Genomic DNA, 15,821 nt, shown 5'->3' with positions numbered 1-15,821 from the left:
GGGGCCCGCCCCGGCGGCGGACGGGGGGGCGCGGAGCCGGATCCCGGGCCGCCCGCTGCGCCGGACCGGCAGCGAGGCCGGTCCGCTCCCCCGCCCGGCCCCCGCACCGACGGGTCCGGTGCGCCCGGCCCCCGTCCGGCCGGTTCCGCGGCCTCCACGGACCTGGCCGCCCTGGCGGCCCGGGTGTCACAGCTGCACGCCGCCGGGCGGGTCCGGGAGTCCGTGGCCGCCGTGCTGGAGGCCTCGCTGGCACTGACCCCGGAGCAGGTGGCCTCGCTGGCCGCCCGGCTGCGGGCCCAGGGGCCGCCGGGATCGGCAGGCTGTCTGGCCCGCTCGGCCGCCCGCGGCCCGGCGGACCATGTCGCCCGGCTCCTGGCGCTGCTTCGCCGGGCCGACCTGGTGGAGGAGTCCCAGGAGCTGTTCCACCAGCTGTGGTCGTGGTCGGCGGACCGGCTGGTGCCGCTGTTCGGCGCGCTGGAGCAGACCGGGCAGGCCGCCGACGCGGCGACCCTGCTCTGGGAGTCGGCGTCCGCGCCCCCGGCCGAGGTCGCGGAGCTGGCGGCGGCGCTGGCGGACGCGGGCCGCACGGTGGATCTGCGGAGCCTGCTGGGGCAGGCCTCCAGCCGCGCCCCGGCCGAGGTCGCGGCACTGGCGGCGGCCCTGGAGCAGGCGGGGCGGGCGACCGAGTGCGGGGGGCTGCTGGAGGCCGCGGTCCGCGGGCGGCAGTCCGGCGATCTGGCGGAACTGGGTTCCCTGCTGGTGTCCGCAGGCGACTGGGCCCCGTACGCCCGGCTGCTGGCCGCGGCCGGGGAGGCGGCCACCGAACGCCGCCGGGACATCGCGGCGGCGCTGCGGCTGGCCGGACTCCCGCTGCAGGCCGACGCCCCGCCGCGGTCCCGCCCGGTCCGCCGCAGGAGCTGACCCGGTATCACCGCCCGTGCGGGCCCCGTCCACGCACCGCGGACACGCGAGGGGCGCCCCACCCGTGACCGGGTGGGGCGCCCCTGGTGCCGGGCGGCCGGTGGGTCTCAGCAGCCGATCAGGCGGGCGGCGAGGTAGGACTTGACCTGGTCCAGGGAGACGCGCTCCTGGGCCATGGTGTCGCGCTCCCGGACGGTCACCGCGTTGTCCTCGAGGGTGTCGAAGTCGACGGTGACGCAGAACGGGGTGCCGATCTCGTCCTGCCGGCGGTAGCGCTTGCCGATGGCGCCGGCGTCGTCGAACTCCACGTTCCAGGCCTGCCGGAGGTCGGCGGCCAGACCGCGGGCCTTCGGGGAGAGGTCGGTGTTACGGGAGAGCGGCAGCACCGCGACCTTCACCGGGGCCAGGCGCGGGTCGAGACGCATGCCGACGCGCTTCTCCATGACGCCCTTGGCGTTGGGGGCCTCGTCCTCGAAGTAGGCGTCGAGGAGGAAGGCCAGCATGGCGCGGTTGAGGCCGGCCGCGGGCTCGATGACGTAGGGGAACCAGCGCTCGCCGGACTCCTGGTCGAAGTACTTCAGGTCCTGGCCGGAGTTCTCGGCGTGCACCGACAGGTCGTAGTCGGTGCGGTTGGCGATGCCCTCCAGCTCGGAGAACTCCTGGCCACCGAAGTTGAAGCGGTACTCGATGTCCACGGTGCGCTTGGCGTAGTGGGACAGCTTCTCCTTGGGGTGCTCGAAGAAGCGCATGTTGTCCGGGTTGACGCCGAGGCCGACGTACCAGTTCCAGCGCTCCTGGAGCCAGTACTCGTGCCACTTCTCGTCCTCGCCCGGCTTGACGAAGAACTCCATCTCCATCTGCTCGAACTCGCGGGTGCGGAAGATGAAGTTGCCGGGGGTGATCTCGTTGCGGAAGGACTTGCCGGTCTGGGCGATGCCGAACGGCGGCTTCTTTCGCGAGGTCTGCTGGACGGCCTTGAAGTTGACGAAGATGCCCTGGGCGGTCTCCGGGCGCAGGTAGGCCAGGCCGGAGGCGTCCTCGGTGACGCCCAGGTGGGTCTTGAGCATGCCGGAGAACTGCTTGGGCTCGGTGAAGGAGCCCTTGTTGCCGCAGTTGGGGCAGTTGACGTCGGCGAGGCCGCCGGCCGGGACATGGCCGTGCTTGGCCTCGTACGCCTCCTCCAGGTGGTCCGCGCGGAAGCGCTTGTGGCAGGAGAGGCACTCGGTCAGCGGGTCGTTGAAGGTCGCGACGTGACCGGAGGCCTCCCACACCTCGCGGGCGAGGATCACCGACGAGTCGATACCCACCACGTCCTCGCGGCTGGTGACCATGGAACGCCACCACTGCCGCTTGATGTTCTCCTTGAGCTCGACACCCAGTGGCCCGTAGTCCCAGGCGGCCTTCTGACCACCGTAGATCTCGCTGCAGGGGTAGACGAAGCCACGGCGCTTGCTCAGGCTGACGATCGTGTCGATCTTGTCGGCGGCCACAGTGCTCTCTTCAGTACGACGACGCGGTCAAGGGACTCGGGGTGGGTGCCGCAGGGCGGCACGACCGAATACCTCAGGTTACCGGCCCCGGCCCGAGCGGTTTCAAATCCGTTCCCCGCTGCGGCGGGTGGATCGTCCGAACAGCTGAGAATTGACAATCGTTTCCACTTCAAATGAGAATGGTTGTCATGAGCCCTAGATCCGCCGCCCTCTCCCTGGGCATGGCCGCCACCGCCGCGCTGACGCTCGCCGCCTGCGGCAGCGGCGTCGGCACCACGGCCGCAGGCGGCGGCAGACTCGGCGTGGTGGCGTCCTTCTACCCCCTGGAGTACCTGGCCGAGCAGATCGGCGGCAGCCATGTCGCGGTGACCGACCTCACCTCCCCCGGGGTGGAACCGCACGACCTGGAACTCTCACCCCGTCAGATCACCGCCGTGGAGAAGGCCGGACTGGTCGTCTATCTCAAGGGCCTGCAGCCCGCAGTCGACGACGCGGTCGCCCAGTTCGGCCGCGGCCCGGTGGTCCAGGCCGCCGACTTCTCCCCCCTGGTCGACCACCATCTCGACGAGGACGGCGGATCCGGCGCGGAACCCGGCGGCGGGACCACCGGCGACCCTCACATATGGCTGGACCCCATCCGCTACGCCGCGGTGGCCAAGGGCGTAGGAGCGGCGCTCGCCAAGGCCGACCCCGGCCACGCCCCGGAGTACCGGCGCAACACCGCCGCCATGGTGGACCGGCTCGCCTCGCTGGACCGGGAGTTCCGCACCGGCCTCGCCCCCTACCGGGGCAGGGAGTTCGTCACCAGCCACGCGGCCTTCGGATACCTCGCCGACCGGTACGGCGTCACCCAGGTCGCCGTCAACGGGGTGGACCCCGAGTCCGAGCCCAGTCCGGCACGGCTGTCCGAGATCCAGCGGCAGGCCCGCGCCCACGGCGTCACCACCATCTTCTTCGAGACCCTCACCAGCCCCAAACTCGCCAGGACCCTGGCCTCCGACCTCCGCCTGCGGACCGCGGTGCTCGACCCCATCGAGGGCGTCGCCCGCCCCGGCCGGGAGGACTACTTCTCCATCCAGCGGCAGAACCTGGAGAACCTCGAAGCATCCTTTGGAGCCGCCCGATGACCACCGCCCCCGCGATCTCACTCCACGGCGCCGTCGCCGCCCTGGGCGGCCGCCCGGTGCTGCGCGGCGTGGACCTCACCGTGCAGCCCGGCGAGGTGGTCGCCCTGCTCGGCGCCAACGGCTCCGGCAAGTCCACCACCGTCCGCACGGTGGTCGGCTCGGTCCCGCTGCAGCGCGGCACGCTGGAGCTGTTCGGCACCCCCTACGCCCGGTTCCGCCACTGGCACCGCATCGGCTACGTACCGCAGCGCACCACCGCCGCGAGCGGCGTGCCGGCCAGCGTGCGGGAGGTGGTCTCCGCGGGAAGGCTCTCCCGGCACGGGCTGCTGCCGCTGCGCCGCCGTGACCGCGAGGCCGTGGACCGGGCGCTCTCCGCGGTGGACATGCTGGACCGGGCCGGCGACGGCGTGGCCGACCTCTCCGGCGGCCAGCAGCAGCGGGTGCTGATCGCCCGCGCCATGGTGGGCGAGCCCGATCTGCTGATCATGGACGAGCCGATGGCCGGGGTGGACCTGGCCAGCCAGCAGGTTCTGGCCGGGACCCTGCAGCAGGAGGTGGCACGCGGCGCCGCCGTGCTGCTGGTCCTCCATGAACTCGGCCCGCTGGAGCCGCTGATCGACCGCGCCGTGGTGCTGAGCGACGGCTCGGTGGCCCACGACGGCCCTCCCCCACCCTCCGGACGGGGGTACCCCCGGCAGTCCGCCGGCCTGGCCGGCCTGCCGGACGACGACCCCGCCCTGCTGACCGGGCAGGGCTGCCACCCCCAGGCCTCCGACGACCACCACCGCCCGCGTACGACCGCCCCGGGGCTGCTGCCATGACCGAGATGCTCACCACCGACTTCATGCAGCGAGCGCTGCTCGCCGCCGTACTGATCGGGATCACCGCACCCGCCGTCGGCCTCTACCTGGTGCAGCGCGGCCAGGCGATCATGGGCGACGGGATCGGCCATGTCGCCCTCACCGGTGTCTCGCTGGGCTTCCTGCTGAACACCAGCCCGGTGTGGATGGCCACCCTGGTCGCCGCCGCCGGCGCCGTGGTCATGGAACTGATCCGCGAGCGCGGCCGCACCCGCGGCGACATCGCCCTGGCGATGCTGTTCTACGGCGGCATGGCAGGCGGCGCGCTGATCATCAAGCTCGCCCCCAACGGCTCGATGGCCAACCTCACGACCTACCTGTGGGGCTCCATCCTCACCGTCTCGGCCAGCGACATCGTCACCGTGGTGGTGCTGGCCGTCCTCGTCGTCGCCATCACCGTGGGCCTGCGGCGGCAGCTCTTCGCGGTCTGCCAGGACGAGGAGTTCGCCCGGGTCACCGGGCTGCCGGTGCGGCTGCTCAATCTGCTGCTCGCCGTCACCGCGGCGGTCACCGTCACCGTGGCGATGCGGGTGGTGGGACTGCTGCTGGTCAGCGCGCTGATGGTGGTGCCGGTGGCCGCCGCACAGCAGGTCACCCGGTCCTTCGCCGCCACCCAGGCACTGGCCGTGGGCATCGGCGTGGTGGTGTCGCTGGGCGGTACCACGGCCTCGTACTACCAGGACCTGCCGCCCGGCCCGACCATCGTGGTGCTGGCCATGGTGCTCTTCGGCCTGATCGGGCTGCTGGCCGTCCCGCTGGCCCGGCGGCGCCACGGTTCCGGCGCCGCGGCCCGAGACCTGCGGCTGCCCGCGCCGCGCAGCGGATCCGATCCCGCGGGCGCCGTTCCGGACGACGAGCAACGCCTGTCGCCGGGCACTTCGCTGGCACAATGAACCCTGACAGAAGACCCGACCAAGGAGGACTCACGGTGACCACCGCCAGCCCGTCGCCGCGTGCCCGGTCGACCCGGCAGCGCGCCGCCGTGTCCGCCGCCCTTGACGAGATCCAGGACTTCCGCAGCGCCCAGGAACTCCACGACCTGCTGAAGCACAAGGGCGACTCGGTGGGCCTCACCACCGTCTACCGCACCCTGCAGTCGCTCGCCGACTCCGGCGAGGTGGACGTGCTGCGCACCGCCGACGGCGAGGCCGTCTACCGGCGGTGCAGCAGCGGGCACCACCACCACCTGGTGTGCCGCGGCTGCGGCCACACGGTCGAGGTCGAGGGGCCCGCGGTGGAGCGCTGGGCGGACGCGGTGGCGGCGGAGCACGGCTTCTCGGACATCGCGCACACCCTGGAGATCTTCGGCACCTGCGGGGAGTGCGTCGCACGCTAGACCCGATACGCGGCGGGGGCCCGGGAGGCGAGCACCTCCCGGGCCCCCGCCGCGCACACGGCCTCAGCCCTGCTGGGCGGGCACCTCGTTGGGGATGGCGCCGCCGAAGCGGCGGTCGCGCATCGCGTACTGCTCGCAGGCCCGCCACAGGTCCCGGCGGTCGAAGTCCGGCCACAGGACGTCCTGGAAGACGAACTCGGCATAGGCGGACTGCCAGAGCAGGAAGTTGGAGGTGCGCTGCTCCCCGCTGGGGCGCAGGAAGAGGTCCACGTCCGGCATGTCGCGGTGGTAGAGGTAGCGGGCGAAGGTCTTCTCATTGACCTTGCCAGGGTCCAGCCTGCCGGCCGCCACGTCCGCCGCCAGCGCCGCAGCGGCGTCGGCGATCTCGGCGCGCCCTCCGTAGTTGACGCACATGTACAGGGTGACCAGGTCGTTCTCCTTGGTCATCTCCTCGGCGACCTGGAGCTCCTGCACCACGCTCTTCCACAGCTTGGGCATCCGCCCCGCCCAGCGGACCCGGACGCCCATGGCGTTCATCTCGTCCCGGCGGCGGTGGATGACGTCGCGGTTGAAGTTCATCAGGAAGCGGACCTCCTCGGGCGACCGCTTCCAGTTCTCGGTGGAGAAGGCGTACAGCGAGAGGTTCTTCACCCCGAGCTCGATGCATCCCTTGAGGACGTCCAGCACCACGGTCTCACCGACCTTGTGGCCCTCGGTGCGGGGCAGCCCCCGCTCCTTGGCCCAGCGGCCGTTGCCGTCCATCACGATGGCGACGTGCTGGGGCACCAGCTCTCCGGGGATCTTCGGCGGCTGGGCGCCGCTGGGGTGCGGGCTGGGCGGCAGGTACTCGCGCTGCCGTCCGCCACCGAAGAGCCGTCGTGCTGCCATCGCCTACTTCTCCACGTATCTCAGGGAACGGAGGCCCCGCTCCAGGTGCCACTGCAGATAGGCGGCGACCAGGCCGCTGCCCTCGCGGCAGAACCGCGGCTCACAGGCGTCCGCCGTCTCCCAGTCACCCGAGAGCAGTGCGCCGAGCAGTTCCAGTGTCTCAGGGGAGGGTACGGCACTGCCGGGAACGCGGCAGTCGCCGCAGAGCACCCCTCCGGCCTGCAGCGAGAAGAATCGGTTCGGCCCCTCCATGCCGCACTTGGCGCAGTCGTCGAAGGTCGCGCCGTAGCCGTTGACCGCGAGCGAGCGCAGCAGGAACGCATCCAGCACCAGATGCGGCTCGTGGTCGCCGGCCGCCAGCGTACGCAGGGCGCCGACCAGCAGCAGGTACTGCTGGATGGCCGGCTCGCCCTCGTTCTCGGTGAAGCGTTCGGCGGTCTCCAGCATGGCCGTGCCGGCGGTGTAGCGGCCGTAGTCGGCGACGATCGGGCCCCCGTACGGGGCGATGGTCTCCACCTGGGTGCAGAGCGGCAGAGTGCGCCCCACCAGCTCGCTGCCGCGGGCGAAGAACTGCACGTCGACGTGGGAGAACGGCTCCAGCCTGGCGCCGAACTTGGACTTGGTGCGCCGCACTCCACGGGCGACCGAGCGGACCCGCCCGTGGTGGCGGGTGAGCAGCGTGATGATGCGGTCGGCCTCGCCCAGCTTCTGGGTGCGCAGCACGATGCCGTCGTCCCGGTAGAGGCTCATCCGGCGGTGGTGGGGAGGGTATCCGGCATGGAGCCATTCTCCCGCATCCCGCGCCGCCCCGGCACCGGGCCAGGGCCCGTTCCGCGCCGAGCGTCCCGAAGTCCCGCACCGGGGGCGCCACGGGCCGCTGGGCGGGCGCCCGCGCCGGTGCGGGACCGGGCAGGCCCGGGAGGGGGACGCGGGCCCGTCCTGCGCCGCCGGCTAGGGGTGCGGGGTCCGGGCGGCGACCGCCAGCAGTTCGTCGATCTGGTCCGCCGCCAGTGCCAGGCAGTGCCCGACCGCCGCCAGGGCGTCCCGCTCGGCGGGGCGGTAGGGGCCGTCGGCCAGGGCGATCCAGGCGCCCTGCAGCAGCAGCCGCTCCAGGCCCTGCGGGGCCAGATGCGGGGCCAGCGGCTCCAGCGCGGCGTGCAGCTCGATGGCCAGGCCGCTGCCGATCCCGCCGTACACCTCGTCCAGCGGGCTGTCCCCGCCCGGTACGGGGTCGGCGGAGCCGATGCCGGAGAGCGCGGCGAGAGCCGCCAGCACCTGGGCCTCCCCGCAGTCCTCGAAGCCCGCCTCGCGGATCACCCCGCAGGCGGCCTCCCTGGTGAGGCGGTTGGCGGTGCCGCCGGCGGCCAGCACGGCCAGCGCTATGGTGTACTGCGCGTCGCGGAGCATGCCGGAGAGCCTGGTGCAGGTGGGCCGCTCCAGCGCGGAGGGGGCGTAGCGGCTGCGGCACGCGGTGCACTGCACACTGGTGCCGACCGGCCCCATGGGCACCACGGGCGCCCCGAACAGCCGGAGCCAGCGGCGGCCCTGCTGCCGCCGGTAGTTCCGGTCACCACCGCAACCCGGGCAGAAGAACTCGCCCAGGACCTCCGTCCGCCACGACGGGCGGACACCCCACAGACGCGTCACAGGCGCACTCCCCTGTCACAGCCGACGGCCCTCGTCCGAATCCACGGGCGAGGTCACGCAACCGAGCACTCTTCAGGGGCGTCCCACCGACCCCGGTGTCGGTTGGGTCGATGCTGCCACGCGAGTGAGGCCCTGTCAGTACCCCGGACGGTGCTCGGGCCGAAAAAATGTGGCGAAGGACACATCCGCGCCGCCGGGGGCGGCCCCGGCGGCGCGGATGTGACGCGTCAGGGTCAGGAGCGCTGCGCCCGGTTGACGGCGCTGACGATGGCCTTCAGCGAGGCACGCACGGTGTTGGAGTCCATGCCGACCCCCCACAGCACGCGTCCGTCCACGGCGCACTCCACATACGCGGCGGCCTGGGCGTCGCCGCCCTCGCTCAGCGCGTGCTCGGCGTAGTCCAGCACCCGTACGTCCACGCCGATCCCGGCCAGGGCGTCCACGAAGGCCGAGACGGGGCCGTTTCCGGAACCGCTCAGGGTGGTCTCCACGCCGTCGACCACGGCCTCGGCGGTCAGCGCGTCGCGTCCGTCGGTGGTGGCCAGCTTCTGGGCGCTGCGCAGCGAGATGCGGCCCCAGGGCGCGTCCGGGACGGGCAGGTACTCGTCCTCGAAGACGGCCCAGATCTGGGACGGGGTGACCTCGCCGCCCTCGGAGTCGGTCTTGGCCTGGATGATCTTCGAGAACTCGATCTGCATCCGGCGCGGCAGGTCCAGCTTGTGGTCGTTCTTCAGGACGTAGGCCACGCCGCCCTTGCCGGACTGGCTGTTGACCCGGATGACCGCCTCGTAGGAGCGGCCCACGTCCTTGGGGTCGATGGGCAGGTACGGGACGCCCCACGGGTGCTCGTCCACGCTGTGGCCGGCCGCGGCCGCGGCGGCCTCCAGTGCGTCGAAGCCCTTCTTGATGGCGTCCTGGTGGGAGCCGGAGAAGGAGGTGTACACCAGGTCTCCGGCGTAGGGGTGGCGCTCGGGCACCGGCATCTGGTTGCAGTACTCGGCGGTGCGGCGGATCTCGTCGATGTCGGAGAAGTCGATCTGCGGGTCGACACCCTGGGAGAAGAGGTTCAGGCCGACGTTGACCAGGTCCAGGTTGCCGGTGCGCTCGCCCTGGCCGAACAGGCAGCCCTCGACCCGGTCGGCGCCGGCCATGATCGCCAGCTCGGCGGAGGCGACGCCGGTGCCGCGGTCGTTGTGGGGGTGCGAGGAGAGGCAGATGAACTCGCGACGGCTCAGGTTGCGGGACATCCACTCGATGCGGTCGGCGTAGATGTTGGGGGTGGAGCGCTCCACCGTGGTGGGCAGGTTGAGGATGATCTCGCGGCCCTCGCCGGGCTGCCAGACGTCCATCACCGCCTCGCAGACCTCCAGCGCGTAGTCCAGCTCAGTGTCGATGAAGATCTCCGGGGAGTACTCGTAGCCGAAGACGGTGTCCTCGCCCAGGATCTTCTCCGCGTACTCCATCACCAGCCGGGTGCCGTCCACCGCGATCTGCTTGATCTGCTCACGGGAGGCGTTGAAGACCACCCGGCGGAACATCGGCGCGGTGGCGTTGTACAGGTGGACGGTGGCCCGGGGCGCGCCGCGCAGCGACTCGACGGTGCGCTCGATCAGCTCCTCGCGGGCCTGGGTCAGCACCGAGATGGTGACGTCCTCCGGGATCGCCTCCTCCTCGACCAGCGAGCGTACGAAGTCGAAGTCGGTCTGGCCCGAGGAGGGGAAGCCGACCTCGATCTCCTTGTACCCCATGCGCACCAGCAGGTCGAACATCTTGCGCTTGCGGGCCGGCGACATCGGGTCGATCAACGCCTGGTTGCCGTCGCGCAGGTCGGTGGAGAGCCACCGGGGGGCCCGGGTGATCACCTGCGAGGGCCAGGTGCGGTCCGGCAGGTCCACGGTCTCGAACTGGGAGTAGCGGTGGTACGGCATCGCCGACGGCTGCTGGCGGACGGTGGCGGCGGTGATCGGGGTGGGGCGCTCCACGAAGGCGCGGGCGACGGACTCCGGCTGGGTCATGGCTGTTCTCTGCTCCTCTTTGCGGTGGGCTGGTCGGGGGTGGATTCACCCGACGGCCGACGACTGCGGCGGCAATACGCGCACAGCACCGGTCCCCGCGACGAGGGAGCCGGCCTCTGTGTGATCTACAGGCCCTCGCCGCGGCAGCTAAGAAGAAGCAGCCCGTAACGCATGATGCAACCAGGGTAACCCAGCCACCGCCGGCCCCGGCGACACATTCCGCACCGTGAGACATCGCAGGTGACCGCCGAAACGATCCCTCGACGCCGGACCGGGCGAATCCCTGCCGGACGCCATGACAATGAGTGACCGGTACGCCACTCTGTGCACATGGATTCCTCAGCCCGTGGACACGTCTGCTTCTGCACCATCGTGCCACCGCACATCCTGGACCGGCTCGCCGAGGCCGGGGACGCCCCCGTGCGGGAGGTCGCCCGCCGCGCCCTCTCCCTCGACGCCCGGCACCGTGAGAACCGGCTGCTGGCACCGCGTACCGCCCTGCCGCCGACGGCGGACGGCGACCATCCCGAGCGCACCGTCTGCGACACCCGTCACAGCGAGACCCTCCCCGGCCGCGTGGTACGCCGCGAGGGCGGCAGCGCGGTGCACGACGGCTCGGTCAACCGCGCCTACGACGCACTGGGCGCCACCTACGCCCTGTACCGGGAGGCCTACGGCCGCCGCTCGATCGACGGCGCCGGACTGCCGCTGGACGCCACCGTCCACTACGGGCACGACTACGACAACGCCTTCTGGAACGGCGAACGGATGGTGTTCGGCGACGGCGACGGCCAGATCTTCAACGACTTCACCGTCTCCGTCGACGTCATCGGCCACGAGCTCACCCACGGCGTCACCCAGTACACCGCCGGCCTGGACTACCAGGGCCAGTCCGGCGCCCTCAACGAGTCGGTCTCCGACGTCTTCGGCTCCCTGGTCAAGCAGTACGCGCTGCGGCAGACCGCCGACCAGGCCGACTGGCTGATCGGCGCGGGACTGCTGGCGCCGCGGGTGCACGGGGTGGCGCTGCGCTCCCTGCGGGAGCCCGGTACCGCCTACGACGACGAGGTGCTGGGCAAGGACCCGCAGCCGGCCTCCATGGACGGCTATGTGCAGACCACCGAGGACAACGGCGGGGTGCACATCAACTCCGGCATCCCCAACCGCGCCTTCTACCTGGTGGCGGCCGAGCTGGGCGGCTTCGCCTGGGAGAGGGCCGGGCAGATCTGGTACGACACCCTCACCGGCGGGACGCTCCACCCGGACGCGGACTTCGCGGCCTTCGCCGCCGCCACCGCAGCCGCCGCCCGCGCCCGCTACGGCGAGGGCCGCGAGACGGCCGCGGTCGCCAAGGGCTGGGCCCAGGTCGGCGTCACGGGGTGACCCCGGGGCGGGGCGCACGGCAGGCGTCCCGCCCCGTCCGAGATCGTTTCGTAAGGGGATTCGCTCGCCAGGCGGACCCGTTGCGTAGCACACTGGCAACCATGCGTATCCGGGTGACCCGCACCGGCGGCCTCGCCGGGATCGCGCGCCGGGCCGAGCTGGACACCTCGGCCCGGACCGACGCGCCGCATGTCCACGCCCTGGCACGGGAGGCCATGGCCTCCGGGCTGCGGACCCCCACCTTCGGTGTGCCCGACGGGTTCCACTACGAGATCACGGTGGACGGCCGCACCGTCCACTGCGCCGATCCCCGCCTCAGCGACGCCCAGCGGGAGCTGATCTCGCTGGTGCTGCGCGAGGGAGCCTGACGAGCCGTCAGAAACCCAGCTTGCGCAGCTGCTTGGGGTCGCGCTGCCAGTCCTTGGCCACCTTGACGTGCAGATCGAGGAAGACCGGCGTGCCGAGCAGCGCCTCGATGTGCTTGCGGGCGGTGGTGCCGACGTGCTTGAGACGGGAGCCCTTGGCGCCGATCACGATCGCCTTCTGGCTCTGCCGCTCGATGTAGACGTTGGCGTGGATGTCCAGCAGCGGCCGGTCCGCGGGACGGCCCTCGCGGGGCAGCATCTCCTCCACCACCACGGCCAGCGAGTGCGGCAGTTCGTCGCGAACGCCCTCCAGGGCGGCCTCCCGGATCAGCTCGGCCACCATCACCTGCTCCGGCTCGTCGGTGAGGTCGCCGTCCGGGTAGAGCGCCGGGCCCTCGGGCAGCAGCGGCACCAGCAGGTCGGCCAGCAGCCCCACCTGCTTGTCGCCCACCGCCGACACCGGGACGATCTCCGCCCACTCGATGCCCAGCTCCCGGCCCATCTGGTCGATGGCGATCAGCTGCTCGGCGAGGCGCTGGGAGTCCACCAGGTCGGTCTTGGTGACGACGGCGACCTTGGGGGTGCGCTTGACCTCGGAGAGCTCCTTGGCGATGTAGCGGTCGCCGGGGCCGAGCTTCTGGTCGGCGGGCAGGCAGAAGCCGATCACGTCCACCTCCGCCCAGGTGGTGCGGACCACGTCGTTGAGCCGCTCGCCGAGCAGGGTGCGGGGCTTGTGCAGCCCCGGGGTGTCCACCAGCACCAGCTGGGCGTCCGGGCGGTGCACGATGCCGCGCACGGAGTGCCGGGTGGTCTGCGGGCGGTTGGAGGTGATGGCGACCTTCGTCCCCACCAGGGCGTTGGTCAGGGTCGACTTGCCCGCGTTCGGCCGCCCGACGAAGCAGGCGAAGCCGGAGCGGAAGGGGGCGCCGCCGGAGGGGGGAGTGAGGCTCATGCCGACCATTCTCCCCGACCCGGGAGGGTGCGGCGTACCTGCCCCGAACGGCCTACTTCTTCCTGCCCCCGCTGCCCGCCGAGTGGATCACGCCGGCCACGGTGAAGACGGCGACGGTGATCGAGGCGGCCAGCCAGCCCGGTGAGCCGGTCTGGTACCAGATGCCCATGCCCCAGAGCACCACCAGCACGGCCGCGAAGAACCCGCAACCCCCCATGCCCTCCGGCCCCCTCTCTCCACGGAGAGCCTAACGGGGGTCGAACACGCGCCCAACTGCCTTTCGGGCCGTTCTGCGCTGTCTCAGATCGATCAGCAGGGTGGCCCAGACCAGCAGCCCGGAGAGGGCGTACAGCCAGTCCCACCAGGCTCCCGGGCCGTCCTGGGCCAGCCGCCGGCCGGCGGCGGCCACCAGCACCAGTCCCCAGACGAACCAGGCCGTGCGCCAGGCCCGGGAGCCCGGCACCACCCGGCCGCCGCCCGTGCCCGGGCGGGCCATCAGGCGGTGGCGGTGGTGCGCAGGACTCCGTCCGGACCCGCCAGCAGCACCCGCGTCCCGGCGCCCCCGAGGTCGCGTACCGCCGCCACATCGGCCTCGGCGGGGGCGTCCGCCGCGGTGACCACGGCGGCGGCCTCCAGTCCCTTGGCGCCGCTGGCGACGGCCATGGCCACCGCGGTCTGCAGGGCGCTCAGCCGCAGGGACTCCAGCGCCACGGTGCCCGCCACATAGGTGCGGCCGGTCTCGTCGCGGACGGCGGCCCCCTCGGGGACACCGTTGCGGGCCCGGGCCGAGCGGGCCAGGGTGATGATCTTCTTGTCCTCGGGGTCCAGCGCGGACGCGGCGTCACTCATGTCGCCGAGCATAGCGACCGGTCCCGAGGGGGCCGACGGCACGCCGCCGCGGGCCCCCGGGACCTCACTCCGTACGTGAGGCGTCCGCCGGCGGGGCCTCCGCGTCGCCGTGGGCCGCCGTGGCGGCCTCGTCCCGGCGGCCGTGGTCACGGGCCACCGGCTCGGCGAGGACGGTGTCGATGCGGTTGCGGCGGCCGGCGGAGGACTCCGCGGTCAGCCGCAGGGCGACGATCGGCAGGGCGTCGTCCTCCGGCAGCGGCACCTCGCAGGCGGCGCCCGGGATCGGCACCCTGCCGAGGTGCTTGGCCAGCAGGCCGCCCACGGTGTCCACGTCCTCGTCGGCCAGCTCCAGGCCGAACAGCTCGCCCAGCTCGTCCACCGGCAGCCGGGCGGTCACCCGGTAGCTGCCGTCGCCCAGCTCCTCCACCGGCGGGGCCTCCCGGTCGTACTCGTCGGTGATCTCACCGACGATCTCCTCCAGGATGTCCTCGATGGTGACCAGGCCCGCGGTGCCGCCGTACTCGTCGATCACGATGGCGACGTGCGAACGCCGCTGCTGCATCTCGCGCAGCAGGTCGCCGGCGGGTTTGGAGTCCGGGACGAAGACGGCGGGCCGCAGCACCGAGGAGACCGGCTCCGACTCGGCGTCGCGGTTGATGTGGGTGCGTCGCACCAGGTCCTTGAGGTAGACGATGCCGACCACGTCGTCCTCGTTCTCACCGACCACCGGGATCCGGGAGAAGCCGCTGCGCAGGGCCAGGGTGAGCGCCTGCCGCACGGTCTTGTGGCGCTCGATCAGCACCAGGTCGGTGCGCGGCACCATCACCTCGCGGACGATGGTGTCGCCGAGCTCGAAGACGGAGTGCACCATACGGCGCTCCTCGTCCTCGATCAGGGAGTCCTTCTCCGCCAGGTCCACCAGGGCCCGCAGCTCGGCCTCGGAGGCGAACGGTCCCTCCCGGAACCCCTTGCCCGGGGTGAGGGCGTTGCCCAGCAGGATCAGCAGCTTGGGGATCGGGCCCAGCACCCGGGCCAGCGGCAGCAGCAGCACCGAGGCCGCGGTGGCGGTGTTCAGAGGGTGCTGGCGCCCGATGGTCCGCGGGGAGACCCCCACCATGACGAACGACACCAGCACCATCACACCGATGGCCACCAGCACCGCCACCCAGGTGGAGTGGAAGCCCCGGACGCAGACCACGGTCACCAGCACCGCGGCCGCCATCTCGGAGCCCACCCGGATCAGGGTGGCCAGATTGAGGTAGCGGATGGGGTCGGAGGCCATGGCCAGCAGCCGTGCCGAGCCCCGGCGCCCGGCGCGTACCGCCTCCTCCGCGCGGAACCGGGACACCCGGGAAATGCCGGCCTCGGCGCACGCCGCCAGCCAGCCGAGGATCACCAGCAGGACCGCGCCGATGACGAACGACGTCGTGTTGCCGCCCATGTGCGTCTGTCAGCTCCCCGCCCGCTCAGCGGGTGGTCGGGGCCGGGGAGGGGCCCTGCAGTCCGCGCTCGGCGCGCCAGTCGTCCAGGATGCGCTTCTGCAGCCCGAACATCTCGCGCTCCTCCTCCGGCTCCTCGTGGTCGTACCCGAGGACGTGGAGCACCCCGTGGACGGTGAGCAACTGCAGCTCGTCGTCCATGGAGTGGCCGCCGTCCTTGCCCTGCTTGAGGGCGACCTCGGGGCAGAGCACGATGTCGCCGAGCAGGCCCTGCGGGAGCTCCTCGCCCTCCTTGCCCGGACGCAGCTCGTCCATCGGGAAGGACATCACATCGGTGGGGCCGGGCTCGTCCATCCACTGGATGTGGAGCTGCTCCATGGCGTCGGTGTCCACCAGGATCACGGACAGCTCGGAGAGCGGGTGGATGCGCATGCGGTCCAGGGCGAAGCGGGCGACGTCGAGCACGGACTGCTCGTCGACCTCCCAGCCGGACTCGTTGTTGACGTCGATCGACATGATCGGTAGGGCTCTCGGCTCTCAGCTGTCGTT

17 protein-coding genes and 1 pseudogene are annotated in these 15,821 nt (G+C 72.2%); 7 read left to right on the top strand and 11 right to left on the bottom strand.

All coding sequences use genetic code 11. The annotated features are described in order from the left end of the window. Positions 1 to 921: pseudogene (locus AOK09_RS27205) on the top strand (hypothetical protein); the annotation flags it as partial. A gap of 107 nt (positions 922 to 1,028) precedes the next feature. Here the strand turns inward: AOK09_RS27205 and AOK09_RS27200 are convergent. Further along, positions 1,029 to 2,411 carry a glycine--tRNA ligase gene (locus tag AOK09_RS27200; protein ID WP_055589896.1) on the bottom strand — a complete coding sequence of 461 codons (1,383 nt, stop codon included), beginning with the start codon at positions 2,409 to 2,411 and terminating at the stop codon, positions 1,029 to 1,031. A gap of 188 nt (positions 2,412 to 2,599) precedes the next feature. Here AOK09_RS27200 and AOK09_RS27195 point away from each other — a divergent pair, with 188 nt between their 5' ends. Genes AOK09_RS27195 through AOK09_RS27180 form a run of 4 tightly spaced genes read left to right on the top strand, consistent with a single transcriptional unit; the run spans position 2,600 to position 5,734 of the window. Then, on the top strand, positions 2,600 to 3,538 hold the full coding sequence (locus AOK09_RS27195) for a metal ABC transporter substrate-binding protein (protein ID WP_055589895.1): 939 nt from the start codon (positions 2,600 to 2,602) through the stop codon (positions 3,536 to 3,538). Further along, positions 3,535 to 4,359 carry a metal ABC transporter ATP-binding protein gene (locus tag AOK09_RS27190; RefSeq protein ID WP_079063466.1) on the top strand — a complete coding sequence of 275 codons (825 nt, stop codon included), beginning with the start codon at positions 3,535 to 3,537 and terminating at the stop codon, positions 4,357 to 4,359. Before AOK09_RS27195 ends, AOK09_RS27190 begins: the two co-directional genes overlap by 4 nt. Then, positions 4,356 to 5,291 carry a metal ABC transporter permease gene (locus AOK09_RS27185; protein ID WP_055589894.1) on the top strand — a complete coding sequence of 312 codons (936 nt, stop codon included), beginning with the start codon at positions 4,356 to 4,358 and terminating at the stop codon, positions 5,289 to 5,291. Before AOK09_RS27190 ends, AOK09_RS27185 begins: the two co-directional genes overlap by 4 nt. Before the next feature lie 35 nt (positions 5,292 to 5,326). Next, entirely contained in the window at positions 5,327 to 5,734 is a 408-nt protein-coding gene (locus tag AOK09_RS27180; protein WP_055589893.1) for a Fur family transcriptional regulator, read from the top strand. A gap of 63 nt (positions 5,735 to 5,797) precedes the next feature. Here AOK09_RS27180 and AOK09_RS27175 read toward each other — a convergent pair whose 3' ends face one another. The 4 genes from AOK09_RS27175 to leuA all read right to left on the bottom strand — a co-directional run bounded on the left by AOK09_RS27175 (position 5,798) and on the right by leuA (position 10,284). After that, positions 5,798 to 6,622 (bottom strand): isoprenyl transferase, encoded by an 825-nt coding sequence (locus tag AOK09_RS27175; RefSeq protein WP_055589892.1) that lies wholly within the window; start codon positions 6,620 to 6,622, stop codon positions 5,798 to 5,800. Positions 6,623 to 6,625: 3 nt separating this feature from the next. Further along, entirely contained in the window at positions 6,626 to 7,372 is a 747-nt protein-coding gene (gene recO, locus AOK09_RS27170; protein ID WP_055589891.1) for a DNA repair protein RecO, read from the bottom strand. A 201-nt stretch (positions 7,373 to 7,573) separates the two neighbouring features. Further along, positions 7,574 to 8,269, bottom strand: a complete 696-nt coding sequence (locus AOK09_RS27165) for a tellurite resistance TerB family protein (RefSeq protein WP_055589890.1) — start codon at positions 8,267 to 8,269, stop codon at positions 7,574 to 7,576. Positions 8,270 to 8,502: 233 nt separating this feature from the next. Then, positions 8,503 to 10,284, bottom strand: coding sequence for a 2-isopropylmalate synthase (gene leuA, locus AOK09_RS27160; RefSeq protein WP_055589889.1), 1,782 nt, complete (start codon positions 10,282 to 10,284; stop codon positions 8,503 to 8,505). 330 nt (positions 10,285 to 10,614) lie between these two features. Here leuA and AOK09_RS27155 point away from each other — a divergent pair, with 330 nt between their 5' ends. After that, positions 10,615 to 11,667: a M4 family metallopeptidase gene (locus AOK09_RS27155; protein WP_055589888.1), complete on the top strand. Its 1,053-nt coding sequence runs from the start codon at positions 10,615 to 10,617 to the stop codon at positions 11,665 to 11,667. Between the two features lie 101 nt (positions 11,668 to 11,768). Continuing rightward, positions 11,769 to 12,035, top strand: a complete 267-nt coding sequence (locus AOK09_RS27150; protein ID WP_055589887.1) for a protealysin inhibitor emfourin — start codon at positions 11,769 to 11,771, stop codon at positions 12,033 to 12,035. 7 nt (positions 12,036 to 12,042) lie between these two features. On the opposite strand, the gene era is transcribed toward AOK09_RS27150, so the two are convergent. From era to ybeY, 6 genes are read right to left on the bottom strand one after another with little or no spacing between them, the layout of a single operon-like run. After that, positions 12,043 to 12,984 (bottom strand): GTPase Era, encoded by a 942-nt coding sequence (era, locus tag AOK09_RS27145; RefSeq protein ID WP_055589886.1) that lies wholly within the window; start codon positions 12,982 to 12,984, stop codon positions 12,043 to 12,045. A gap of 52 nt (positions 12,985 to 13,036) precedes the next feature. Then, positions 13,037 to 13,201: a hypothetical protein gene (locus tag AOK09_RS40445; protein WP_157876050.1), complete on the bottom strand. Its 165-nt coding sequence runs from the start codon at positions 13,199 to 13,201 to the stop codon at positions 13,037 to 13,039. A gap of 30 nt (positions 13,202 to 13,231) precedes the next feature. Next, positions 13,232 to 13,480, bottom strand: a complete 249-nt coding sequence (locus tag AOK09_RS27140; protein WP_055589885.1) for a hypothetical protein — start codon at positions 13,478 to 13,480, stop codon at positions 13,232 to 13,234. After that, on the bottom strand, positions 13,480 to 13,845 hold the full coding sequence (locus AOK09_RS27135) for a cytidine/deoxycytidylate deaminase family protein (protein WP_175609354.1): 366 nt from the start codon (positions 13,843 to 13,845) through the stop codon (positions 13,480 to 13,482). Before AOK09_RS27135 ends, AOK09_RS27140 begins: the two co-directional genes overlap by 1 nt. A gap of 52 nt (positions 13,846 to 13,897) precedes the next feature. Next, a complete protein-coding gene (locus tag AOK09_RS27130; RefSeq protein WP_055589884.1) occupies positions 13,898 to 15,274 on the bottom strand; it encodes a hemolysin family protein in 1,377 nt (458 codons plus the stop codon). A gap of 25 nt (positions 15,275 to 15,299) precedes the next feature. Beyond that, positions 15,300 to 15,788: an rRNA maturation RNase YbeY gene (gene ybeY / locus AOK09_RS27125; protein WP_055589883.1), complete on the bottom strand. Its 489-nt coding sequence runs from the start codon at positions 15,786 to 15,788 to the stop codon at positions 15,300 to 15,302. Positions 15,789 to 15,821 lie beyond the last annotated feature (33 nt).

The sequence above is a fragment of the Peterkaempfera griseoplana genome, assembly GCF_001418575.1.
Lineage (GTDB): Bacteria > Actinomycetota > Actinomycetes > Streptomycetales > Streptomycetaceae > Peterkaempfera > Peterkaempfera griseoplana.
This window is presented reverse-complemented; position numbering and strand designations above follow the sequence as displayed.

Excerpts from the sequence above, each read along its gene's own strand:
- AOK09_RS27195 (WP_055589895.1), top strand. The coding sequence starts at position 2,600 with ATGAGCCCTAGATCCGCCGCCCTCTCCCTGGGCATGGCCGCCACCGCC.
- AOK09_RS27190 (WP_079063466.1), top strand. The coding sequence starts at position 3,535 with ATGACCACCGCCCCCGCGATCTCACTCCACGGCGCCGTCGCCGCCCTG.
- AOK09_RS27185 (WP_055589894.1), top strand. The coding sequence starts at position 4,356 with ATGACCGAGATGCTCACCACCGACTTCATGCAGCGAGCGCTGCTCGCC.
- AOK09_RS27175 (WP_055589892.1), bottom strand. The coding sequence starts at position 6,622 with ATGGCAGCACGACGGCTCTTCGGTGGCGGACGGCAGCGCGAGTACCTG.
- recO (WP_055589891.1), bottom strand. The coding sequence starts at position 7,372 with ATGAGCCTCTACCGGGACGACGGCATCGTGCTGCGCACCCAGAAGCTG.
- leuA (WP_055589889.1), bottom strand. The coding sequence starts at position 10,284 with ATGACCCAGCCGGAGTCCGTCGCCCGCGCCTTCGTGGAGCGCCCCACC.
- AOK09_RS27155 (WP_055589888.1), top strand. The coding sequence starts at position 10,615 with ATGGATTCCTCAGCCCGTGGACACGTCTGCTTCTGCACCATCGTGCCA.
- AOK09_RS27150 (WP_055589887.1), top strand. The coding sequence starts at position 11,769 with ATGCGTATCCGGGTGACCCGCACCGGCGGCCTCGCCGGGATCGCGCGC.
- era (WP_055589886.1), bottom strand. The coding sequence starts at position 12,984 with ATGAGCCTCACTCCCCCCTCCGGCGGCGCCCCCTTCCGCTCCGGCTTC.
- AOK09_RS40445 (WP_157876050.1), bottom strand. The coding sequence starts at position 13,201 with ATGGGGGGTTGCGGGTTCTTCGCGGCCGTGCTGGTGGTGCTCTGGGGC.
- AOK09_RS27140 (WP_055589885.1), bottom strand. The coding sequence starts at position 13,480 with ATGGCCCGCCCGGGCACGGGCGGCGGCCGGGTGGTGCCGGGCTCCCGG.
- AOK09_RS27135 (WP_175609354.1), bottom strand. The coding sequence starts at position 13,845 with ATGCTCGGCGACATGAGTGACGCCGCGTCCGCGCTGGACCCCGAGGAC.
- AOK09_RS27130 (WP_055589884.1), bottom strand. The coding sequence starts at position 15,274 with ATGGGCGGCAACACGACGTCGTTCGTCATCGGCGCGGTCCTGCTGGTG.
- ybeY (WP_055589883.1), bottom strand. The coding sequence starts at position 15,788 with ATGTCGATCGACGTCAACAACGAGTCCGGCTGGGAGGTCGACGAGCAG.